Raw genomic sequence first — 23,060 nt, 5'->3', positions numbered from 1 at the left:
GTTCTTCAGCCGGCCTTGACGACCACGGCGGTGATGTTGTCGGGAGCGCCACGGGTCAACCCCAGGTGCACCAGGCCGCGCACCACCTGGTAGGGGTCGGCGTGGCCGAGCACGTCGCCGATCTCGTGGTCCTCGGCGGTCTTGGTCAGGCCATCGCTGCACAACAGGTAGGTGTCGCCGGGCAGCACCTGCAGCGCGACCGCCTGCAACTCCAGCCGGTCCTCGACACCGATGGCACGGGTGACGATGTTGCCGCGCGGGTGCACACGGGCCTCGGCCTCGTTGAGCAGGCCGCTGTCCTGCAGTTCCTGGACGTAACTGTGATCGTGGGACAGGCGCTCGATGCGGCCATCGCGCAGGCGGTACAGGCGGCTGTCGCCGGCCCACAGGCCGATGCCCTGGTCGCCGCGCACGGCCAGCACCACCACGGTGCTGCCCATCATCGCCACCCCACGGCGAACGGTTTCGTCGCGCACCGCACGGTTGACCCGGGCGAGGCTGTCACGCACCGCCTGGGCGCACTCTTCCAGGCCCTGGCACGGCGGCAGGCGGCGCAGGCTGTCGACGGTCAGGCTGCTGACGTAGTCGCCAGCGGCATGACCGCCCATGCCGTCGGCCACCGCCCACAGGCCATCGGCGGTGAGCTCCAGGCAGGCGTCTTCGTTGATCCGGCGCACCATGCCGGTATGGCTGTAACTGGCCGCGGTGTAATGCATGGCGGTCATCCGAAATCTGCCTCGCTACCCAGGAGAAACCCGGCGAAATCCTCGCTGCGCGGCAAGCCGGCACAGCGCATCAAGCCAGGAGCGATACGCTCCGAGCCCCTGCCCCACCACAGGCTCATGCCCTCGCAGGCGCACTCGGCCAGGGCCAGGGCGCGGCCTTCGGGCGTGGTCGCGTCCAGCCGTTGCAGGCCCCCCACCGTCAGCCGCGCAGGCATCGCCTGGGGCAGCGGCCGGGTGTCGCGAAAAGGCTGCAAGGCCGCCGCGAAGGCGTCGAAAGCGGCATCGGGCTCGAGCGTGGCCAGCAACGTGGCCTCGACCTCCTCGAACCACGCCTCGCCCCCGCCCACGGCCGCGGCGAGCCGTTGCCCTGGCTCCAGCACCTGCGCCACGGTCAGCGGGAAGTACCGGCCCACCCGGTCGATGCTCGGCATCAGCACGCCGACCACGGCCTGGGGCCCGCACACCCCCGGCGCCAGCGCAAAGCGCCACAGGGGGCTGACCAGGTAGGCCTGCAACCACTGCTCGCCGAGCTGGCGCTGGCTGGCCTGGATCCCGGCGGCCAGCCACTGGTCCCAAGGCTGGATGAAACTCGTCGGCAGGCCACGGCTGACGAAGTCGCCACGGCAGGCCAGCTTTCCGTAGAACCCCACGTCGTTCACAGGCGCTCCGGCAGGCTGAAACCGCTGAGCACACGGCTGCGGAACGGGTTGAAGGCACTGCTGGCACGCAGCTCGTAGGACACGCTGGCCCCATCCACGCGCAGGCGCAGGTTGAAGCGCTCCGGCGAGCCGCCCGCCACCAGGTCGGACTGGTCGAGCAGGCGGAACCAGGCCCAAGGCCCTTCCAGGGTCATCCCGGAGCGGCCATTGGCCAATGGCGGCGAGATCGACAGGCGCACCACGCCGATGCTGTTGGGGTTGGGCCACTGCAGCGCCACCGGGCGGCTCGGGCCGTGGTCGTAGCTGACCTGCTGGCCGTCGAGGTCGAGCAAGAACTGGGTGATCGAGGCATCCATGGCTACCGGTTTGAGTTCGAAGCGCACCCCAGGGCGCAGCCCGCCGCCGCTGCGGAAGAAGGCGTCGCGGATCGCCGCGGCACGCTGGAAGGTGTGCAGCACGTTCGAGCTGATGCCAAGCTTCTGCGCCGCGCCCGGCTGCCAGCTCCACGGCGAGGTGGCGGTGTTGACGTAGGGTTGCAGGTACTTCTGGAAGTAGTTGTCCATCACCCCGCCGACGCCGAAGAACTGGCCGAAGTCTTCCAGGGTCGCGTCGCGTGGGCTGCCGGCTGACAGCGGGTAGCGGCCACTCAACGACTGGCGATAGACGCTCACCACCTCGCTGGTCCAGGCCGCGTTGAGCTGGTTGCGCACCCCGCCCATGACGATCGCGTTGGTCGAGCCGACCACCGAGCCGACCAGTTCCTGGACCACCTTCGGCTGGCGCGCCGCGCCCAGGGACACACGCTGGGAGGCAGCCTGGACCTGGTTCTTGGCCTCGCCCAGCAGGGCCTCGCCGCTGGCGCCGACCATGGCGCTGACCTGCACGTACAAGGCGTTGAGGTCGCTGAGCAGGCCGTCGAGCGCGGCGGGCTCGCCCTCGCCGCCGTCGGCCAGGGCCGCCAGTTCGGCGAAGTGCGCGGTCACCGGGTCGACCTCGCGCGTTGCCTGGCGCTCGCCGGGCACCGGCGTATCGCCGAGCAGGCCGCCGAGGCGCTGGCGTAGCTGGTCGACCCCGGCCTGCTCGACCTTGGCCTGGGCCTGGTCGAGGGTGGCCGGTTGTTGCAGGTCGGTTTCCCTGGCCACCGCCTGGAGCAGTTTCTTCAAGGGCGAAGTGGGGCCAGACAGCACGCGCAGCACGTCGGCAGCCTGGCCGACGCTGGTGATGGGCACGAAGTCCAGGTCCGCCAGCAGGGCATCCCAGTGGCGGATGTAGTCCTGGTAGAACAGCTGGCGCACGTCATCGGCCAGGCGCTTGGCATCGCCCGCCTCACCCACTTCGCGGCCAAGCACCCAGCGTTCCTCGGCCAGGGTCGTGCTGTGGGCCAGGCTGGCGGCGAGGAAGGCCTTGCGGTAACCCTCGACGGTGAACAGCCCTGGGAGCGGTTCGTCCAGCGGCTTGCCGCTCTTGCGCCGGAACACCAGAGCAGCGTCGCGCCCGGCGGCCTCGCTGATGCGAAAATCGACGACCCCGGACGGTAGCTTCTGGCGCTTGACCCGGTCGTAGACGCGCTGGGCTACCGGCAGCTGTTGCAACTGGCGGCGCGTGTCGTCGATCAGGCGCTGGTCCAGCCGGGCATTGGGCGGGCGCCGCTCGAACAGCGCCTGCAGGTGCTGGTCGAGGGCCTGGCGCTGGTCGGGCGCCAAGTCGCGGGGCAGGTTGCGCTCCCAGTCGAGGCTGATCCAGGCCTTGATGAACTCGGCGTCGTAGTGTTCGCCGTCGGCCAGCATCAGGTAGGCCTTCAGGCCCTCGTAGAGGTAGTCGGAGGGGCCGCCGGCATACAGCTGCTCCTCGATGCGGGTGACCAGGCGCGGGGCGAAAATGGCGATCAGCAGCTTGCGGTAGACGCTGGCCGACTCGCCTTCGAGCATGTCGCCCTGGTACAGCCCCAGGCCCTCGGCCCAGGCCGGCGGGTCGTCGGCCAGGCGGCGCACGGCGTTGAGCAGCGGCAGCACCTCGATGACCTCGCGCTGGGCCGGGCTCAGTTCCTGGACGCTGCGGCCCAGGGGCTTGAGGCGGTTGTCCACCTCGGCGATGTAGGCCTGGTTGGCCCGGTAGCTCAGGGTCCACAGGGTGCCGACCACCAGTACCAGGGCCACGCTCAGGGCCAGGGCGCCACGGGCGATCCACTTGCGCCGCCGCTCGACCTTGGGGTCGCAGCCGACCAGGCCGCGCTCGGCGAACGCCACGGCGGTGAACAGCCGCTCGATGAAATAGCTGCGCCCGGTGCCGCTCTGGCGCGCCAACTGCGCACGGTCCAGGCCCATGCTCTGGGCCATGCTGCCGATCAGCCGGTCGATCGGGCTGCCTTCCTGGGTTCCGCTGGTGAAGTACACCCCGCGCAGCAGCGCGCGCTCTTCGAAGGCATTGGGCTTGAAGACGCCGTCGAGGAACACCTGCAGGTTGCCGCGCAGGGCGGCGAACTGCTGGACGAAACCGTACACCAGGTCACGCCGGGCTGGATCGCGCTCCTGTTGCAGGCGCTCGACCAGGCGCTGGTTGAGACGCTGCTCGAGCAAGGCGAACTCGCCGCTGAACTGGGCCAGCGGGCCATCGCCTTGCTGGCCGTCGTCCAGGGGGAAGGTCATGCCCCAGACCTGAGCACGTTCTTCCTTGCCCAGGTTGTCGAAGAACTCCATGAAGCCCGGCAGCAGGTCGAGCTTGGTCAGCATCAGGTAGATCGGGAAGCGCACGCCCAACTGGGTGTACAGCTCCTGGATACGCGTGCGGATCGCCACGGCGTGGGCGGCGCGCTCGGCATCGCTGCACAGCAGCAGGTCGGACAGGCTGATGGCGATGAACGCGCCATCGATCGGCCGACGCGAGCGCTGGCTCTTGAGCAGGTCGAGAAAGCCCAGCCAGGCCGCCTTGTCCACCTGGGCATGGCTGTCCTGGGTGGTGTAGCGCCCGGCGGTGTCGAGCAGCACAGCCTGGTCGGTGAACCACCAGTCGCAGTTGCGCGTGCCGCCTACGCCCCGGATCGCCCCGGCGCCCATCTGCGCCGCCAGGGGGAAGTGCAGGCCGGAGTTGACCAGCGCGGTGGTCTTGCCCGAGCCGGGCGGGCCGATGATCACGTACCACGGCAGCTCGTACAGGTTGCGCCGCTCGTCGCCGCCCAGGCGCGCTTTCTTCAGCAGGGCCAGGGCCTCGTCCATGCGCTGGCGCAGGGTCGCCAGCTCCTCGGCGGTGGCTACGCTGGCCGGGTCTGGGGCGGTCTCGGCGGCCAGGCTTTCCATCACCTTGGCTGCCTGGCGACGGGCCTGGACGATGCGCCAGACACGGTAGGCGATCCACGCCGCGAACAGCAGGACGATCAGCGCCCAGCGCGGTGCGGCCGGCACCAGCCAGTCGAGCAGCGGGCCGACGAACCAGATGATCAGGCTCAGGGCCAGCAGGCCCAGTACCGGGATCACCCAGCGAATGACAAAACTGAAAAACGCCTTCACTCGACGCCCTCCGCCAGAACGGTGATCTCTACCCGGCGATTCTTCGCCCGGCCCTGCGCGGTGTCGTTGGAGGCCAGCGGCTCGGTGTCGCTCAGGCCCTGGGCGCTGAAGCGCCCGGGTTGGCCGGTGCGCGCGGCGAGGAGCTGGCGCACCTCCTCGGCACGGGCCTGGGACAACGCCCAGTTGGATGGGAAGCGGATCGTGGCGATCGGCCGGTTGTCGCTGTGGCCGGTCACGCGCACGTTGCCCTTGACCTTGGCGATGGCCTCGGCGATGCGCAGCATCAACGGCTGGAAGTCGCCCTTGATGCTGGCGCTGGCGGAGGCGAACAATTCATCCCCCCGGATGGTCACCACCGAACGGTCCACCGCATCTTCCACCGCGACCCGTCCGGCCCGGATATCCTCGACCAGCAGGCCGGCCAGACGCGGGCGTTCCACCGGCTTGGGCTGCACCACCGGGCGGTCCATGGCCTGCACCGGGATCTCGCCCAGGGCGTGGATACCCCGGAACACCGGTTCGGCGTCAGCGGCCAGCTTCAGGCGCAGGCCGAACAGCACCAGCAGCAACAGCGCCAGGGCCACCGCCAGGCCGACCCAGGGCGGCACGAACTGGGCCAACCGGTCACGCGCCACGCTGACCCCACGCCAGTGCGGCGCCAGCTCGCGCTCGATCTCGCCACGGGCCCCCCGAATGGCCGCCGCGGTGCGCTCGCGCAGGGCCTCGAGCTGGGCGCGACCACCGTTCATGACCCGGTAGCGGCCTTCGAAGCCCAGGCTCGTGCACAGGTACAGCAGCTCCAGCAGGTTGAGCCGCTCGCGCGGGCTTTGCAGGCAGTGTTCGAGCAGTTGGAACACCTTCTCGCCACCCCAGGCCTCGTTGTGCACGGTGATCAGCAGGCTCTGCTTGCCCCAGTCGCTACCGCTGCCCCAGGGCGTGCTGAGCACCGCCTCGTCGAGCGCCGTGCACAGGGCGTAGCGCGCCAGCAGCACCTCGTTGCGCGGCACCCCGGCGGCCTCGGCACGCTCTTCGAACTGGCGCAGGTAGGCCAGCAGTTGCGCGCGCAGGCTGGCCGGCGCGGGGTGGGCGATGGTGTTGCGCAGACGGGTGAGCAGCGCCAGCAGCGGGCCAGCGGCCTGCTCCAGGGGATTGAGGCCCTCGGCCTGGCCCGGCGCCAGTGGCTCGGCGGGCACGTTCAGCGGCGCCGCCGCGGCCGGTGCGGCCGGCTGCGGGCCGCGCCCGCCAGGGCGCGGCATGAACTGGGTACGGTCGTTGGCCTGCGGATCGTCGGGCTGCATCGCGGTTTATCCTCGAATGGCCCAGAAGGCCAGGTTCAGGCCAGGGAACTCGCCGGCGACGTAGAAGGCGAAGCCCCCGGAGTGCTGCAACTGCTTCCAGTGTTCGCTGCCACGGTCGAGCTCGAAGTAGGTCGAGCCGGCATGGAACGGGATCTGCCGTGGCGCCACCGGCAGCGGCAACAGGCCGATGCCCGGCAACTGCAGGTTGACCAGGTCGCGGATGTGCTCCACCGAGCCGATCTTGCTCTGCTGGCCGAAACGGCTGCGCAGGGTTTCGCTGGGCACGTCGGCGCGCACCACGAGGACGAAGCTGGCGCTGTCCAGCAGGCTGCGGTCGGCGAGCATGGCCACGTGGATGCCATAGGCCTTCTCGACGATCGGGATCGCCACCGCCTTGCTGTCGATCAGCATCGACAGGGCTTCGCGCAGCGCCGCCATCACCGGGGCGAAGGTCGCCGCCAGGTCGTCGTGCTGGTATACCGGGTAGCTGGCCGGGCGGCGGCCTTCGCTGCAGAACGTGGAGAACTCGCCGGCCAGGGCGAGCAGTTCGCTGTACAGCCGCTCGGGGTGCAACGGGCTGAGCTGGTTGAGGTGCTCGAACAGCGGCTGGGCGCGGTTGACCAGTTGCAGCAGCATGAAGTCGGCGATTTCCGAGGCTCCGCCGTTGGCCGAGGCCACCACCCGCCCGGCCAGCGCCTCGCCGCGCTGGTGCAGCAGGCCCAGCAGCTCGCTGCGAAAGCCCGACAGCAGGTCGTTGGCGCTCACGTCGAGCAGCGGCGGGATGTAGCTGTCGTCGAGCACCAGGGCGCGGTCGGCGCGTTTCTCGCGGATGCGCACCACGCCCAGCGCGGCGTACTCGCCCAGGCCATCCTCGCTGTGCAACAGGCGCAGGGCGCGGCTGCCCAGGGCCAGCGGCGCACGGTTCTCGAACGGCGCGTTGTCGTCGCGCACTTCGCTCACCCGGCTGACATAACGCGCCCCGTCCAGGGCCTGGCCGTCGTCGACCGTGTCACGCGCGCCGGCGCGCTTGAGCGGCAGGCCGAGGTGGATCACGCCGTCGCGCAGGTCGTCGGGGATCTCCAGCGGCGGTGGCGGCAGGTCGTCGCGAGGGATGTCGAACGGCGTGCCATCGGGCAGCAGACCGCGGGCGCTGAGGATCGCCAGCTTGCCCTGGGCCAGCAGGCCCTGGTCGATCAGCAGCTCGGAGAAACCCCAGGCAGCGGCAGACAACGGCCGGCTGCGGGCATCGATGAGGTTCTCCAGGTAACGGTCGTGCTGCTGGAAGTGCTGGGTCGTGATGAACATGCCTTCCGACCAGACCACTCGATTGTTCCAGGACATGGGTTCTCCGATTGCCTAGCGCACAGGTTCAGGTTGCGGGGTGGCCACGGCGCTGCGCACGGCGCGCACATCGAGGCTGATCTGGTAGTCGCGTGGCGGCACCGGCAGCACGCTGCGCCATTGGGCCTGGTCGATTTCGCGGTAGCCGACCACCAGGCCGACCTGGCGCGTGGCCGGGTCCAATGGGCGCTCGATGCGCAGTTGCTCACCGGGGTGCAGCAGCACTTCGTCCTGGTCGAGCAGGTCGGCGCCAAGGGTGGCCTGGGCGCGCTCGGCCAGGGCGAAGTAGTCGGCCCGGGCGAAGGTGGCGCTGTTCTTCAGTTCGTAGATGCGCACCCGCACGGGTGCCGGGCTGCCGCTGGCGCCAGGGTTGAGCCCGGCAGCGGCACTGAAATACAGGGTGACGCCTGGCGCTTGGCCGGCCGAGGGTTCGACCCCGCCCTGCCCGCCACAGCCACTGAGCAGCAGGGCAACCAGGGCGGCGATCAGTCTTCTTGCATTCATCCTCGTCCTCATGACGTATCGGTCTTCTTCCTTCCCGGCGCTTGGCTCAGGAGCGTTGCAATCGAGCGCTATGGGCCTCGTAGGCACGGCTGAACTCACGGCCGAACAGGTCCTGGAAGTCGTCTTCGGCTTCCTGGGAAATCTGCTTGTACAACGCGGTGAACTGCTGCCAGCAATGGGCCTGGCGCGAGCCGCCGAACAACTTGCCAAGGCCTGCGGGCGGTGCCAGGCGAGCCTCCAGCTGGCCCGGTTCGAAGCGCGTCAGCAGGTGCTTGATGGCCGCCTCGACCCCAGCCATCACCGCAAGCTGGTGGGCACGCAGGTCATCGAAGCTGTCACGCACCGCCTGGTCGGGGGCCATGAACGCCTGGCTGCCATGGCGCAGCAGCAACAGCAGGGCTTCGTCGGCGTTGGGGGCGAACTTCAGTGGGTTGTTCTGCACGGGGGCGATGGTGGTCTGCTGCATGCGGAACTCACCCTTGAGGCTGCTGCGCGCGCGCAGCACGTCGATCAGCCCCTCGACCATCAGCCGGTAGCTGCGGCCGATCGCCTCCATCTGCGCTGCGGCATCACCGCCATCGATGCACAAGTGCTCGACCCCCGCACCGCGCAGGAACGCCTGGAGCAGCGCTCCATCGGCCATGGGCGCCGTGGCGGTAGGCACTGGCACTGGCGCTGGCGCTGGCGGCTGCGGCTGCGGCTGCGGCTGCGGCTGCGGCTGCGGCTGCGGCTGCGGCTGCGGCTGCGGCTGCGGCTGCGGCTGCGGCTGCGATTGTGGTGGCGGCGCGAGCGGCTCGGTAGGTGTTGCCGGGGCAATCTCGACCTGGGGCGCAGGCGGCGTGCTGCCGCCGAACAGGTCCCAGTCTTCAGGGATCAGGCCCGGGCTGGCAGGCGCTGCCGGGGCGGGCGCCGGGGCGAGCGGCTCCGGTGGATGGAAGGCATGCTGCTGGGCCGGCACATGGTCCGGCTGGCTGGCGGGCGGCACGCTGGAGGGGCCGAGGAAGTCGAACAGGTCCGGCAGGGTGTCATGGCTGGAGGCACCCGGCGGCACCACGACCGGCGCTGGGACGACAGGGGGAGCGGAGGCGGCCACCTGGTTGGCCATCAACGCCTCGAACCCGTGCGCACTCGGCTGGTCGGCGGCGGGGACGGAAAACCCCGAATCGATCCGCGCCTGGATTTCATAGTCACCAATGCGGATGACTTCACCGTCCATCAGCGGTTCGCTGTTGCCACGACGCAGGCGTACACCGGCATGCACCAACTCCACGCCATTGGTGCTGTTATCGGTCAGATAATAACGCCCATCTTTGAACTGGATCACACAATGAAACGAAGACACCAGTCGCTCCGGATCGGGCAATACCCAATCATTGTCCGCGCCGCGACCAATGGTGATGGCACCCGTTTCAAGCAACATTTCCGGGCATTGTCCCGGTGTTATCTTGTGATAACTGGTTATTGTCAGGCAAAGTGCCATCACGCCTCCTTGCATGCATATATATGAAACGCGCGCACCCTCAAATGAATGGGCCGCCCAGCTCGCCCCACATCATGCGCACAACCCTTGAATCACGTGGCTTTCAGGCCTTAAATAGAATCAGGGTCGATATATTCAATCATAATGAACAGGCACATTGATGGCACCTGACAAATGGATAAACCTGCCTGACAAACGGATCACCGCCCTCTTTGCCGAGGTGTAGCTTACCTTGACAGCATTTTGGAAATAAACCATAAATGCGCAACTTTAATAGAGCCAAGATGATATCACTCCGATATCAATTTAATGCTCTTTGACAAGTTTGTGCGCTGGTTCACAAAAGTTGCCAGCGCCGATACAAGCCCATGCCACGGGCCGATATGGAGATCGATTTCTGGTGAACTCCTCGCTGCTGCTTGCCGCTGTTTCCGCAGACTTTCCCTGCGGCGACGACCTGGAATACGACCCGGACTTCCTGCAGCTGGAACGCGATGCACAGGGCCGTCCGGAGCGGGTCATGGGCGATGCCGTGCAGCCTGCCGAACCTCCCCAGTGGCGCGACATCGAACAGTCCTGCACCGCCCTGTTGCAACGCAGCAAGGACCTGCGCATCACCCACTTCCTGGTCCAGGCCAACTTGGCCCTGCATGGTCTGCCTGGCCTGGCGGCCAGCCTCGAACTGATCCGCGACCTGCTCGACGAGTACTGGCTGCACCTGCATCCGCAGCTCGACGCCGCCGACGACAACGACCCGACCGTGCGCATCAATGCCCTAGCCGGGCTCACCTGCGACACCAACCTCGCCCTGCTGCGTGACAGCATGCTGGTGCGCTCCCGCGCCTTCGGCCCGGTGGCGCTGCGCGCCGCCCTGCATGCCGCAGGCCTGCAGCACTTCGCCAGCGAGCAGTTGAGCGTCGAGGAACTGGCCGCCGCCCTGCGCGATGCCGACGCCGAACAGCTGGAACAGGCCCGCCAGGCCCTGACCCTGGCTCGCGCGGCCTGCGAGGCCATCGAACGCCGGGTGAGCGACCAGGTCGGCTCGGCCAGCGGCGTCGACCTCGACGCGCTCAAGCAGCCGCTGCGCCAGGCCCAGCAGGTGCTGGCCGACTACGGCCCGGCGTCCTCGGCCGACGACACCTCGACCGACGCCGCCGAACGACTGCCGGTCGGCAGCCCGGGCGAATCGCCGCTGCCCACGGCCCAGGCCACACGCCCTGCGGCCCGCCCCGGCGAAGTGAACAGCCGCGAGGACGTCGTGCAGAGCCTCGAGCGCCTGCTCCAGTACTACGCCCGCCACGAGCCCTCGAGCCCGCTGCCGGTGCTGCTGCGACGGGCCAAGAACCTGGTCAACGCCGATTTCGCGACCATCGTGCGCGACCTGATCCCCGATGGCCTGTCGCAATTCGAGAACCTGCGCGGCCCCGAAGGCGACTGACGCCGCGCGGACCGCTTATCACCGACGCCCGCAACGAACGAAGCCGCCGCACCGGCGACCAGGAGGAACAACGTGGCGAAAGACAGCTCCCAGAAATTCATCGCGCGCAACCGTGCGCCGCGGGTGCAAATCGAGTACGACGTCGAGCTGTATGGCGCCGAGAAGAAGGTCCAGTTGCCCTTCGTCATGGGCGTGCTGGCCGACCTTGCCGGCAAGCCGGCCGAGCCGCTGCCGGCGGTGGCCGAGCGCAAGTTCCTGGAGATCGACGTCGACAACTTCGACTCGCGCCTGAAGGCCATGCAGCCCCGGGTGGCGTTCAACGTACCCAACGAACTGACCGGCGACGGCAACCTGAGCCTGGACCTCACCTTCGAGAGCATGGACGACTTCAGCCCCGCCGCCGTGGCGCGCAAGGTCGATGCGCTCAACCAGTTGCTCGAGGCGCGCACCCAATTGGCCAACCTGCTGACCTACATGGACGGCAAGACTGGCGCCGAAGACATCATCCTGAAAGCCATCAAGGATCCCGCCCTGCTCCAGGCCTTGGCCAGCGCGCCGAAGCCGGCCGACAACGAGCCGAGCGCCTGAGGAGACCGACCATGAACGATCCATTGCGCGAAACCCAAGCCCAGCCGGCGGCCACCGAGCAGACCAGCGAGTTCGCCGCCCTGCTCATGCAGGAATTCAAGCCCAAGACCGAGCGCGCCAAAGAGGCGGTCGAAAGCGCCGTGCGCACCCTCGCCGAGCAGGCCCTGGCGCAGACCAACCTGGTGTCCGATGACGCCATCGGCTCGATCGAGTCGATCATCGCGGCGATCGACGCCAAGCTCACTGCACAGGTCAACCAGATCATCCATCACCCGGACTTCCAGCAGTTGGAAAGCGCCTGGCGCGGCCTGCACTACCTGGTCAACAACACCGAGAGCGACGAGCAGCTGAAGATCCGCGTGCTCAACGTGTCCAAGACCGACCTGCACAAGACCCTGAAGAAGTTCAAGGGCACCGCCTGGGACCAGAGCCCGGTGTTCAAGAAGCTCTACGAAGAGGAGTACGGCCAGTTCGGCGGCGAGCCGTACGGCTGCCTGGTCGGCGACTACTACTTCGACCAGTCGCCGCCCGACGTCGAGCTGCTCGGCGAGATGTCGAAGATCTGCGCGGCCATGCACGCGCCGTTCATCTCCGCCGCCTCGCCGACCGTGATGGGCATGGGCTCGTGGCAGGAGCTGTCCAACCCGCGCGACCTGACCAAGATCTTCACCACCCCGGAATACGCCGGCTGGCGTTCGCTGCGCGAATCGGAAGACGCGCGCTACATCGGCCTGACCATGCCGCGCTTCCTCGCCCGCCTGCCCTATGGCGCCAAGACCGACCCGGTGGAGGCCTTCGCCTTCGAGGAAGACACCGACGGCGCCGACAGCAGCAAGTACACCTGGGCCAACGCCGCCTACGCCATGGCGGTGAACATCAACCGTTCGTTCAAGCACTACGGCTGGTGCTCGCGCATCCGAGGCGTGGAGTCGGGCGGCGAGGTGCAGGGCCTGCCGGCGCACACCTTCCCCACCGACGACGGTGGCGTGGACATGAAGTGCCCGACCGAGATCGCCATTTCCGACCGTCGCGAGGCGGAACTGGCCAAGAACGGCTTCATGCCGCTGCTGCACAAGAAGAACACCGACTTCGCCGCGTTCATCGGCGCCCAGTCGCTGCAGAAACCGGCCGAGTACGACGACCCGGACGCCAGCGCCAACGCCAACCTGGCCGCGCGCCTGCCGTACCTGTTCGCCACCTGCCGTTTCGCCCACTACCTCAAGTGCATCGTCCGCGACAAGATCGGCTCGTTCAAGGAGAAGGACGAGATGCAGCGCTGGCTGCAGGACTGGATCCTCAACTACGTCGACGGCGACCCGGCGCACTCCACCGAGACCACCAAGGCCCAACACCCGCTGGCGGCCGCCGAAGTGGTGGTCGAGGAGGTCGAAGGTAACCCTGGGTACTACAACTCGCGCTTCTACCTGCGCCCGCACTACCAGCTCGAAGGGCTGACCGTGTCGCTGCGCCTGGTGACGAAGCTGCCTTCGGCCAAGGGTGCCTGACCGACACGGCGCTGAACCCTGTCGGGGCGGCCTTGCCCGCGAAGAGCGGCAAGGCCGCCCCGACAAAACTGCCAAACGACGAGCGTTTCCGGAGAGACCATGGCTGTAGATATTTTCATCAAGATCGGCGACATCAAGGGCGAGTCCATGGACAAGGCCCACAAGGACGAGATCGACGTGCTGAACTGGAGCTGGGGCATGTCCCAGTCCGGCAACATGCACATGGGCGGTGGCGGTGGCGCCGGCAAGGTCAATATCCAGGACCTGTCGGTGACCAAGTACGTCGACAAGTCCAGCCCCAACCTGATGGCTCACTGCTCCAGCGGCAAGCACATCGACAAGGTCAAGCTGACCGTGCGCAAGGCCGGGGGCGAGAACCAGGTCGAGTACCTGATCATCAACCTCGAAGAGGTCCTCATCAGCTCCCTGAGCACCGGTGGCTCGGGCAGCGACGACCGCCTGACCGAGAACATCACCCTGAACTTCGCCAAGGTCACCGTCGACTACCAGCCGCAGAAAGCCGACGGCAGCAAGGATGGCGGCCCGATCAAGTACGGCTGGAACGTGCGCTCCAACGTCAAGATCTGACCGAGTACGCCTGCGGCTCATGCCCGCAGGCGTTCTCCCCGAAGCGTCAGCCGCACCCGGTGAACACCATGGCCAAGCCCTCGTTTATCAATCTGTGGAATGCCTACCCGTCCGACCAGTTTCCCTGCGACGGACCGTGGGACAACCAGTGCGCCATTCGCATGAGCATCGCCCTCAATGGGGAACGCAGCGTCAAGGTCAACGCCTCCAGCTACAGCGAACCGCGCTGTGCCCATGGCCATGCCCGGGGCGCGGAGTCCTTGGCCAACTGGCTGTGGAAACACCATCTGGGCGCCCCTGTGCAACTTAGCGGCAGCGCCGAGGACCGCCAGAAGCTGAAGACCAAGCGTGGCATCATCTTCTTCAAGGATTGCTTCGCCCGCGCCGGACAGTCGTTCGAGGACCGCAGTGGCGATCATATAGATCTCTGGGACCGTGGGTTGGTGACCGGCGAGTTCGCCGACCAGGCCCACCGCTCCAAGGCCGTCTGGTTCTGGGAGCTGAAATGAAACGGTGCCATACACTACCGATGATCGTTCTTTCGTTGGCGACCTCAATGAGTGCCTGCGCGCAAGAGCGTCCCGCCACCACCGAGCCGCTTCCCGAGGGACCGCATGTCACACTGTCCGAGCGGCGCTTGACCTTGGAAAACCATCAGGGGCGTTGCGCCCTGCGCAGCAAGACAGACCAGACACTCCTGCAACTGGAAATACCCTGGCCGTGCCAGTTCAGCCCCGACAGGCGTTCCGGGGAGCCGCGCGTGGAACACTTCAACGGCGCGCAGATCATTATTGTCAGGCACATTGATTTCGACACCCCGACACCAGGCAGTTGCCGAAGCCAATACCAGGCCATCCGCCAGTTCAATAACCAGCTGGAACCCTCGGTCGTCGCCCACAGTGCCAGTTGCGCGACCGGGGCTGTGGACCAGAAGAACTTCGTGGGCCTGTTCAAGTGGTAGCCGAAATCGCCGCCCGCGACCGCTTGCAGCCCTCGCTGCTGGATCGCCTGACCGACGACGATCCCGGCAACCCGCAGGAGGCGCCGGACAAGCGCGTGCTGTCCCTGCAGCAGCTCAAGGCGTCGGTGTTGCGTGACCTCACCTGGTTGCTCAACACCACCTCGCTGCTCGACAGCGCCGCGACCCTGGACACCCCGGCCGGTGCCTCGGTGATCAACTACGGCCTGCCGGCCCTGGCCGGCAACAGCGCCTCGAACATCGACGCCCTCGCCCTGGAGCGCATCATCCACCAGGCCATCGTCACCTATGAACCGCGCATCCTCGCCCACACCTTGCGCGTGCGCGCCCAGGTCGCGCCCGCCGAAATGAACGCCAACGCCTTGAGCTTCGAGATCGAGGGCGACCTCTGGGCCCAGCCGGCGGCCCTGCCGCTGCTGCTGCAGACCGACCTGGACCTGGAGTCCGGGCATGTGCGCGTGGCCCCCGCCGACCGCCGGAGACGTGCATGAACCCGCGCCTGCTCGAGCTGTACAACCAGGAGCTGCAACACATCCGCGAAAGCGCGGCGGAGTTCGCCAGGGAGTACCCGAAGATCGCCGGCCGCCTGACCCTGGCCGGCATCGATTGCGCTGACCCCTACGTCGAGCGCCTGCTCGAAGGTTTTGCCTACCTCACCGCGCGAGTCCAGCTCAAGCTCGACGCCGAGTACCCGACCTTCACCCACAACCTGCTGGAGATCGCCTACCCGCACTACCTGGCGCCGACTCCCTCGATGACCGTGGTGCAGTTGCAGACCGACCCCGACGAAGGCTCGCTCGCCGCCGGCTTCCAACTGCCCCGGGGCAGCGTGCTGCGCGCCAACCTGGGCCGCGACTCGCAGACGCCGTGCGAATTTCGCAGCACCCAGGACGTCACCCTGTGGCCGCTGCGGGTGGCGCGCGCCGAATACTTCGGCAACCCCGGCGCCGTGCTCGGCCGCCTCGCCGCCAGCGAGCCACAGGCCCGCGCCGGGCTGCGCCTGACCTTGCGCAGCGGCGCCGGGATCCCCTTCGCCAGCCTGCCGCTGAGCCACCTGCCGCTGTACCTCAACGGCGCCGACGAAACCCCGTTCCGCCTGTACGAGCAGCTGCTCGGCAGCGCCTGCGCGGTGTTCGCCCGCCAGCCGGGCGGCGAGTGGGTCGAGCGCATTCCCCTGGAGCAGGCCCTGCGCCCCCGTGGCTTCGACGACTGCGAGGCGGCGCTGCCAGTGGTGCCCCAGGCCTTCCAGGGCTATCGCCTGCTGCAGGAGTACTTCGCCCTGCCCCAGCGCTTTCTGTTCGTCGACTTCGCCGGGCTGGAGCGGGCGGTGCAGCGCTGCACCGGCGAGGAGCTGGAGCTGGTGATCCTCTTCGAGCGCTTCGACCAGAGCCTGGAAAGCAGCGTCGGCGAGGCCCAGTTCGTGCCCTTCTGCACCCCGGCGATCAACCTGTTCCCGCGCCGGGTGGACCGCATCCACCTCACCGACAAGGTCAACGAGCACCATGTGATCGCCGACCGCACCCGGCCGACCGACTTCGAGATCCACTCGCTGCAACAAGTCACCGGCCACGGCACCGGGGCGGACCAAGCGTTCTTGCCGTTCTACGCCGTGCGCGACCCGTCGCGCTATGGCCGCGACCAGGCCTACTACATCGTGCGTCGCGAGCCACGGGTGCTGTCCAGCGAACAGCGGCGCAACGGTACACGCTCGAGCTACATGGGCAGCGAGACCTTCGTCAGCCTGGTCGACGGCCAGCACGCCCCCTACCGCCACGACCTGCGCCAGTTGGGCATCAGCGCCCTGTGCAGCAACCGCGACCTGCCGCTGTTCATGAACATCGGCGACGGCCGCAGCGATTTCAACCTGGCCGACAGCGCGCCGGTGTCCGCCGTGCGCTGCCTGGCCGGCCCCAGCCGCCCCAGGGCCAGCCATGCTCACGACAACCGCGCCTGGCGCCTGATCAGCCAGCTGTCGCTGAACTACCTGTCGCTGACCGAACAAGGCCAGGGCGCCGCCGCCCTGCGCGAGCTGCTGCGCCTGTACGGCGACAGCCAGGACGGTGCCCTGCAGTTGCAGATCGACGGCCTGCGCGAGGTCAGCGCCAAGCCTTGCACCCGGCGCCTGCCGATGCCCGGGCCGATCGTCTTCGGCCGGGGCCTGGAAATCACCCTGGCGTTCGACGAGAACGCCTTCCGTGGCACCGGGGTGTTTCTCCTCGGTGCGGTGTTCGAACGCTTCCTGACCCGCTACGTGTCCATCAACAGCTTCACCGAAACCGTGCTGCGCACCAGCGAACGCGGCGAGATCATGCGATGGAAAGCCAAGCCCGGATGCCGACCGACCCTGTGAACACGCTCCAGGCCATGCAGGCCGAGCCCTGGGAGTACGACTTCTTCCAGGCCCTGCGTCGCCTCGAGGCGGAACATCCCGAGCTGCCCCGCTTCGGCCATTCCCTGCGCCTGGCCGACGAGCCGGTGCGCCTCGGCCAGCGCCTGGACTGCGCCTTCGCCCCAGCCACCCTGGCCTCGGTGACGCCCGCCGAGGACGGCGGCCCGGCGCGCCTGGAGCAGTTCTTCTTCGGCCTCGGCGGCCCCAACGGCCCGCTGCCGTTGCACTTGACCGAGTACATGCGCGAGCGCCAGCGCAACCACGCCGACCCTACTAGCAAGCGCTTCCTCGACATCTTCCACCACCGCCTGCTGAGCCTGTTCTACCGTGCCTGGGCCGAGGCCCGGCCCACCGTCAGCCACGACCGCCCGGACGACGACTACTGGGCCGCACGCCTGGCCGCCCTGAGCGGCCGTGGCCTGCCGGCCCTGCGTGGCCAGGGGCCGCTGGCGGATACCGCCAAGCTGCACTGGTCGGGCCACCTGGCGGCGCAGACCCGCTACCCGGACGGCCTGTGCAGCATCCTGTCGGGCTACTTCGGCGTACCGGTGACCCTCGAGGAATACGTCGGCCAGTGGCTGGAGTTGCCCGAGCGCAGCCGCCTGGGCGCCCGTGCCAACCGCCTGGGCGTCGACCTGTGCCTGGGGCGCTATGCCTGGGACCGCCAGCACAAGTTCCGCCTGTGCCTCGGGCCGCTGAGCCTGGCGCAGTACCACGCCCTGCTCCCCGGCGGCAGCGCCTTCGTCGAGCTGGCAGCCTGGGTCGCCGAGTACCTGGGCCACGAGCTGGACTGGGACCTCAACCTGATCCTGCGGCGGGACGAAGTACCCGCCCTGCAACTCGACGCTGGCCGACGCCTGGGTTTCGACACCTGGCTCGGCCGTCCGCCACACGATGCCAACGACCTTGCGCTGGCCCGGTACTACGCCGAGCAGCCGGTCGAACCACCTGCCACAAGGAGTCAGGACCATGGGTGAAATCAGCCGCGCCGCGCTGTTCGGCAAACTCAACAGCATCGCCTACAAGGCCATCGAGGCCGCCACGGTGTTCTGCAAGCTGCGTGGCAACCCCTATGTGGAGCTGGCGCATTGGCTGCACCAGTTGCTGCAACTGCAGGACAGCGACCTGCACCGCATCGTGCGCCAGTTCAACGTCGAGCCGGCCCGCCTGGCCCGCGACCTGACCGATGCCCTGGACCGCCTGCCGCGCGGCTCGACCTCGATCACCGACCTGTCGTCCCAGGTCGAAGAAGCGGTGGAGCGCGGCTGGGTCTACGGCAGCCTGATGTTCGGCGAAAACCAGGTGCGTACCGGCTACCTGCTGGTGGGCATCCTCAAGACAGCGAGCCTGCGCAATGCCCTGCTGAACCTCTCGGGCGAGTTCGCCAAGCTCAAGGTCGAGGCCTTGAGCGAGCGCTTCGACGAATACGTGGGCGACTCGCCGGAGAACAACCTGGGCGCCAGCGACGGCTTCAGCGCCGCCGTGCCAGGCGAGGCCAGCGGTGCCGTGGCGCCGGCGGCGATGGGCAAGCAGGAGGCGCTCAAGCGCTTTACCGTCGACCTCACAGAGCAGGCGCGCAACGGCAAGCTCGACCCGATCGTCGGCCGCGACGAGGAGATCCGCCAGTTGGTCGACATCCTCATGCGCCGTCGGCAGAACAACCCGATCCTCACCGGCGAGGCCGGGGTGGGCAAGACCGCGGTGGTCGAGGGCTTCGCCCTGCGTATCGTCGCCGGCGACGTACCACCGGCGCTCAAGGACGTCGAGCTGCGCAGCCTGGACGTCGGCCTGCTGCAGGCCGGCGCCAGCATGAAGGGCGAGTTCGAGCAGCGGCTGCGCCAGGTGATCGAAGACGTACAGGCCTCGCCCAAGCCGATCATCCTGTTCATCGACGAGGCCCATACCCTGGTCGGCGCGGGTGGCGCGGCCGGTACCGGCGATGCCGCCAACCTGCTCAAGCCGGCGCTGGCCCGGGGCAGCCTGCGCACCGTGGCGGCGACCACCTGGGCCGAGTACAAGAAGCACATCGAGAAGGACCCGGCCCTGACCCGCCGCTTCCAGGTGGTGCAGGTGGCCGAGCCGAGCGAGGACAAGGCGCTGCTGATGATGCGCGGCGTGGCCTCGACCATGGAGCAGCACCACCAGGTGCAGATCCTCGACGAGGCCCTGGAGGCGGCGGTCAAGCTGTCGCACCGCTACATCCCGGCGCGCCAGTTGCCGGACAAGTCGGTGAGCCTGCTCGACACCGCCTGCGCCCGCGTGGCCATCAGCCTGCACGCGGTACCGGCCGAGGTGGACGACAGCCGCCGACGCATCGAGGCGCTGGACGTCGAGCTGCAGATCATCGCCCGCGAACAGGCCATCGGCGTCGTCACCGACCAGCGCCAGGCCCAGGCCGAGGCATTGCTGGAGGCCGAGCACCAACGCCTGGCCGGGTTGGAGGAGCGCTGGGCGGAGGAAAAGGCCCTGGTCGACGAACTGCTGGCCACCCGCGCGCAACTGCGCGAGCAGGTGGGCGTGGTCGACCACGAGGTCGATGCCCAGGGCAGCCATGAGCTGCGCGAGAAGCTGGTCGACCTGCAACAACGCCTCACCGCCCTGCAAGGCGAGAGCCCGCTGATCCTGCCGACCGTGGACTACCAGGCGGTCGCCTCGGTGGTCGCCGACTGGACCGGCATCCCGGTCGGGCGCATGGCGCGCAACGAGATCGAGACCGTACTCAACCTCGACACGCACCTGGCCAAGCGCATCATCGGCCAGGACCATGCCCTGAAGATGATCGCCAAGCGCATCCAGACCTCCCGCGCCGGCCTCGACAACCCCAACAAGCCGATCGGCGTGTTCATGCTCGCCGGCACCTCCGGCGTGGGCAAGACCGAGACCGCCCTGGCCCTGGCCGAGGCCATGTACGGTGGCGAGCAGAACCTGATCACCATCAACATGAGCGAGTTCCAGGAGGCCCACACCGTCTCCACCCTCAAGGGCGCCCCGCCCGGCTACGTCGGCTATGGCGAAGGCGGCGTGCTCACCGAGGCGGTGCGGCGCCGGCCATACAGCGTGGTGCTGCTCGACGAGGTGGAAAAGGCCCACCCGGACGTGCACGAGATCTTTTTTCAGGTGTTCGACAAGGGCGTGATGGAAGACGGCGAAGGCCGCCAGATCGACTTTCGCAACACCTTGATCCTGCTCACCACCAATGCCGGTACCGAGCTGATCGCCGACATCTGCAAGGATCCACAGGCCCTGCCCGAGCCCGAGTCGGTGGCGACGATGCTGCGCCAGCCGCTGCTGGAGATCTTCCCGCCAGCGCTGCTCGGCCGCCTGGTGACCATCCCCTACTACCCGCTCAGCGATGCCATGCTCAAGGCCATCGCCCGCCTGCAGCTGGAGCGCATCCGCAAGCGCGTGGAGAGCACGCACAAGGTGGGCTTCGCCTATGACGACGGGGTGCTCGACCTGATCGTCTCGCGCTGCACCGAGACCGAGAGCGGCGGCCGCATGATCGACGCCATCCTGACCAACGGCCTGCTGCCGGACATGAGCCGCGAGTTCCTCACCCGCTTGCTCGAAGGCAAGCCGTTGGCCAGCGTCGCCATCAGCCGCCGCGACAACGACCTGCACTATGACTTCGGCGCTGCCGGCTGACGGCGCGCCGTACGGGACGACCCATGCTGTTCAAGCAATTCACGCGCCTGGCGCAGATCAACAGCCCCCTGGGGCCGGACGTGCTGATCCTCAGCGAGATGGGCGGCAGCGAAGAGCTCGGCCGCCTGTTCGACTACGAGCTGCAGCTGACCAGCGACGATCCGGCCATCGACCTCAACCAGCTGCTGGGCAAGCCCATGAGCCTGTCGCTGCAACTGAACCTGGGCAGTTGGCGCTACTTCCACGGCATCGTCGCGCGCTGCAGCCAGGCGGTCGACAAGGGCCAGTTCGCCAGCTACCGGGTGACCCTGCGGCCTTGGCTGTGGCTGCTGACCCGCACCAGCGACTGCCGGATCTTCCAGCACCAGAGCGCGCCGCAGATCATCAAGCAGGTGTTTCGCGACCTGGGCTTCTCCGACTTCGAGGACGCCCTGAGCCGCAGCTACCGGGAACGCGAATACTGCGTGCAGTACCGCGAGACCAGCTTCGACTTCGTCAGCCGGCTGATGGAGGAAGAAGGCATCTACTACTTCTTCCGCCATGAGCAGGACCGCCATGTGCTGGTGCTGGCCGATGCCTACGGCGCCCACCAGCAGGCCCCCGGCTACGAGTCGGTGCCCTTCTACCCGCCGGATGGCCAGCATCGCGAGCGCGACCACATCAACGACTGGTACCTGGCCCAGGAAGTCCAGCCCGGCTCGCTGGAGCTCAACGACTACGACTTCCAGCGCCCCAGCGCGCGCATCGACGTGCGCTCGGCCATGCCGCGCCCGCACCAGGCCGGCGACTATCCGCTGTACGACTACCCCGGCGCCTATGCGCAGACCCAGGATGGCGAGCACTACGCCCGCACCCGCCTGGAAGCGCTGCAAAGCCTGCACGAGCGGGTCGAACTGCGCGGCAATGCCCGGGGCCTGGGCAGCGGCCACCTGTTCAACCTCACCGGCTTCACCCGCCAGGACCAGAACCGCGAGTACCTGATCGTCGCCGCCCGCTACTACGTAGCCCAGGAGCGCCTGGAAACCGGTGGCGGCAGCGCATCGGCCCAGTTCGAGAGCAACCTCAGTTGCATCGACGCCCAGCAGAGCTACCGCCCGGTGGCCAGCACCCTGCGGCCGATCGTCAAGGGCCCGCAGACCGCGGTGGTGGTCGGCCCGGCCGGCGAGGAGATCTGGACCGACCAGTACGGCCGCGTCAAGGTGCACTTCCACTGGGACCGCCACGACCAGTCCAACGAGAACAGCTCCTGCTGGATCCGCGTATCCCAGGCCTGGGCCGGCAAGAACTGGGGCTCGATGCAGGTCCCGCGGATCGGCCAGGAAGTGATCGTCAGCTTCCTCGAGGGCGACCCCGACCGCCCGATCATCACCGGACGGGTCTACAACGCCGAGCAGACGGTGCCCTACGACCTGCCCGCAGGCGCCACCCAGAGCGGCATGAAGAGCCGCTCCAGCAAAGGCGGCAGCCCGGCGAACTTCAACGAGATCCGTATGGAGGACAAGAAGGGTGCCGAACAGTTGTACATCCATGCCGAACGCAACATGGACACGGTGGTGGAGCAGAACGAGACGTTGTCGGTGGGTATCAGCCGTACCAAGAGTGTCGGCATGATCGAAATGGTGACCATCGGCCAGGATCGCATCCGCGCGGTGCGCCACCACGACACCCTGCTGGTAGGCGCCAGCAAGACCGACAGCATCAGCACGACCTACCTCATGGAGGCTGGCGAGAAACTGCGCCTGGTCTGTGGCGATAGCGTGCTCGAACTCAACGCCAACGGTGAAATCAACCTCACCGGTGTGCGCCTGAACATCAACGCCAAGGACCATGCCCAGATCAATACCCCCGAAGGCACGCTCGACCTGAACATCGGCGGGGCGCCAGGCACCTCCTCCGGCCAGGACGGCAGCAAGGGCAGCATCGATGGCAGGGTCCAGGCGAAATTCCCCAAGGCCGGCCAGTAACAGGACAACGAATACATGATCTACCGCGTCAACGAGTTCCACCTCGCGCTGCCTGACGCCGACGTGCGTGACAACAGCATCAACATCCTGCGATTCGAGGCATTGGGTACCTCATTGGTGATCAGCCGCAGCCTGCTGGCCGATGGCGAAACGTTGCAGAGCAATTTCGACAGCCAGCTGCAACGCTTGCAGCAACAGGTCCAGGACCTGCGCTTCCAGGCTCCGCAGAGCGTGCGCCTTGGCGCGGCGCAGGATATCGACGGTATCGAGTTGAGCAGTCAGTTCAGCAAAGGCCAAGAGAAGGTCTTCCAGTACCAGCTCGCCCTGGTCTTGCCTGGCACCCGCAAGATGTTCGCCCTCAGCTACGTGAAGGCGCAGCCCATGGGCGAGGCCGAGGCAGGCCACTGGGCCGCGATCAAGCAATCGCTCGCTTTCGATAGCCTGGCCTGACGGT

The 23,060-nt window shown here is 67.7% G+C and carries 19 protein-coding genes; 12 read left to right on the top strand and 7 right to left on the bottom strand.

What is annotated here, in order from left to right:
• Nucleotides 1–5 precede the first annotated feature (5 nt).
• Genes ABFA30_RS05895 through tagH form a run of 7 tightly spaced genes read right to left on the bottom strand, consistent with a single transcriptional unit; the run spans nucleotide 6 to nucleotide 9,510 of the window.
• On the bottom strand, nucleotides 6–725 hold the full coding sequence (locus ABFA30_RS05895; protein ID WP_225786593.1) for a PP2C family protein-serine/threonine phosphatase: 720 nt from the start codon (nucleotides 723–725) through the stop codon (nucleotides 6–8).
• Nucleotides 722–1,384, bottom strand: a complete 663-nt coding sequence (gene tagF / locus ABFA30_RS05890) for a type VI secretion system-associated protein TagF (protein ID WP_253080269.1) — start codon at nucleotides 1,382–1,384, stop codon at nucleotides 722–724. Before tagF ends, ABFA30_RS05895 begins: the two co-directional genes overlap by 4 nt.
• On the bottom strand, nucleotides 1,381–4,887 hold the full coding sequence (gene tssM / locus ABFA30_RS05885) for a type VI secretion system membrane subunit TssM (RefSeq protein WP_410045222.1): 3,507 nt from the start codon (nucleotides 4,885–4,887) through the stop codon (nucleotides 1,381–1,383). The genes tagF and tssM overlap by 4 nt, the downstream gene beginning before the upstream one ends.
• Nucleotides 4,884–6,185 carry a DotU family type VI secretion system protein gene (locus ABFA30_RS05880; protein WP_410045221.1) on the bottom strand — a complete coding sequence of 434 codons (1,302 nt, stop codon included), beginning with the start codon at nucleotides 6,183–6,185 and terminating at the stop codon, nucleotides 4,884–4,886. The genes tssM and ABFA30_RS05880 overlap by 4 nt, the downstream gene beginning before the upstream one ends.
• Nucleotides 6,186–6,191: 6 nt before the next feature.
• Nucleotides 6,192–7,526: a type VI secretion system baseplate subunit TssK gene (gene tssK / locus ABFA30_RS05875; RefSeq protein WP_225786597.1), complete on the bottom strand. Its 1,335-nt coding sequence runs from the start codon at nucleotides 7,524–7,526 to the stop codon at nucleotides 6,192–6,194.
• A gap of 15 nt (nucleotides 7,527–7,541) precedes the next feature.
• On the bottom strand, nucleotides 7,542–8,030 hold the full coding sequence (gene tssJ / locus ABFA30_RS05870) for a type VI secretion system lipoprotein TssJ (RefSeq protein WP_225786598.1): 489 nt from the start codon (nucleotides 8,028–8,030) through the stop codon (nucleotides 7,542–7,544).
• 46 nt (nucleotides 8,031–8,076) lie between these two features.
• Nucleotides 8,077–9,510, bottom strand: coding sequence for a type VI secretion system-associated FHA domain protein TagH (gene tagH, locus ABFA30_RS05865; protein WP_410045220.1), 1,434 nt, complete (start codon nucleotides 9,508–9,510; stop codon nucleotides 8,077–8,079).
• A 400-nt stretch (nucleotides 9,511–9,910) separates the two neighbouring features.
• Here tagH and tssA point away from each other — a divergent pair, with 400 nt between their 5' ends.
• The 12 genes from tssA (at nucleotide 9,911) to ABFA30_RS05805 (ending at nucleotide 23,056) form a co-directional block, all read left to right on the top strand.
• Complete coding sequence (tssA, locus tag ABFA30_RS05860) at nucleotides 9,911–10,948, top strand: type VI secretion system protein TssA (RefSeq protein WP_410045219.1); 1,038 nt, start codon at nucleotides 9,911–9,913, stop codon at nucleotides 10,946–10,948.
• Between the two features lie 72 nt (nucleotides 10,949–11,020).
• Nucleotides 11,021–11,536: a type VI secretion system contractile sheath small subunit gene (tssB, locus tag ABFA30_RS05855; protein ID WP_225786601.1), complete on the top strand. Its 516-nt coding sequence runs from the start codon at nucleotides 11,021–11,023 to the stop codon at nucleotides 11,534–11,536.
• 11 nt (nucleotides 11,537–11,547) lie between these two features.
• Nucleotides 11,548–13,041 (top strand): type VI secretion system contractile sheath large subunit, encoded by a 1,494-nt coding sequence (gene tssC / locus ABFA30_RS05850; protein ID WP_253080273.1) that lies wholly within the window; start codon nucleotides 11,548–11,550, stop codon nucleotides 13,039–13,041.
• Nucleotides 13,042–13,140: 99 nt separating this feature from the next.
• Nucleotides 13,141–13,629, top strand: a complete 489-nt coding sequence (locus ABFA30_RS05845; protein WP_225786603.1) for an Hcp family type VI secretion system effector — start codon at nucleotides 13,141–13,143, stop codon at nucleotides 13,627–13,629.
• A 68-nt stretch (nucleotides 13,630–13,697) separates the two neighbouring features.
• Nucleotides 13,698–14,138: a type VI secretion system amidase effector protein Tae4 gene (locus ABFA30_RS05840; protein ID WP_225786604.1), complete on the top strand. Its 441-nt coding sequence runs from the start codon at nucleotides 13,698–13,700 to the stop codon at nucleotides 14,136–14,138.
• A gap of 20 nt (nucleotides 14,139–14,158) precedes the next feature.
• On the top strand, nucleotides 14,159–14,590 hold the full coding sequence (locus ABFA30_RS05835; protein ID WP_410045218.1) for a hypothetical protein: 432 nt from the start codon (nucleotides 14,159–14,161) through the stop codon (nucleotides 14,588–14,590).
• The gene (gene tssE / locus ABFA30_RS05830; RefSeq protein WP_225786606.1) at nucleotides 14,584–15,099 is read left to right on the top strand and encodes a type VI secretion system baseplate subunit TssE; all 516 of its coding nucleotides are present in this window, start codon (nucleotides 14,584–14,586) and stop codon (nucleotides 15,097–15,099) included. The genes ABFA30_RS05835 and tssE overlap by 7 nt, the downstream gene beginning before the upstream one ends.
• Nucleotides 15,096–16,958: a type VI secretion system baseplate subunit TssF gene (gene tssF, locus ABFA30_RS05825; protein WP_253080275.1), complete on the top strand. Its 1,863-nt coding sequence runs from the start codon at nucleotides 15,096–15,098 to the stop codon at nucleotides 16,956–16,958. The genes tssE and tssF overlap by 4 nt, the downstream gene beginning before the upstream one ends.
• On the top strand, nucleotides 16,922–17,974 hold the full coding sequence (tssG, locus tag ABFA30_RS05820) for a type VI secretion system baseplate subunit TssG (RefSeq protein ID WP_225786608.1): 1,053 nt from the start codon (nucleotides 16,922–16,924) through the stop codon (nucleotides 17,972–17,974). Before tssF ends, tssG begins: the two co-directional genes overlap by 37 nt.
• Nucleotides 17,967–20,642 (top strand): type VI secretion system ATPase TssH, encoded by a 2,676-nt coding sequence (gene tssH / locus ABFA30_RS05815; RefSeq protein ID WP_225786609.1) that lies wholly within the window; start codon nucleotides 17,967–17,969, stop codon nucleotides 20,640–20,642. The genes tssG and tssH overlap by 8 nt, the downstream gene beginning before the upstream one ends.
• Before the next feature lie 23 nt (nucleotides 20,643–20,665).
• The gene (locus ABFA30_RS05810) at nucleotides 20,666–22,606 is read left to right on the top strand and encodes a type VI secretion system tip protein VgrG (RefSeq protein ID WP_410045217.1); all 1,941 of its coding nucleotides are present in this window, start codon (nucleotides 20,666–20,668) and stop codon (nucleotides 22,604–22,606) included.
• A gap of 15 nt (nucleotides 22,607–22,621) precedes the next feature.
• Nucleotides 22,622–23,056, top strand: a complete 435-nt coding sequence (locus tag ABFA30_RS05805) for a DcrB-related protein (RefSeq protein ID WP_225786611.1) — start codon at nucleotides 22,622–22,624, stop codon at nucleotides 23,054–23,056.
• Nucleotides 23,057–23,060: the final 4 nt, after the last annotated feature.

Source organism: Pseudomonas sp. HLMP (assembly GCF_046365545.1).
Taxonomy (GTDB): Bacteria; Pseudomonadota; Gammaproteobacteria; order Pseudomonadales; family Pseudomonadaceae; genus Aquipseudomonas; species Aquipseudomonas guariconensis_B.
The sequence above is the reverse complement of the archived record's forward strand: the minus strand, read 5'-3'. Positions and strand labels throughout refer to the sequence as shown.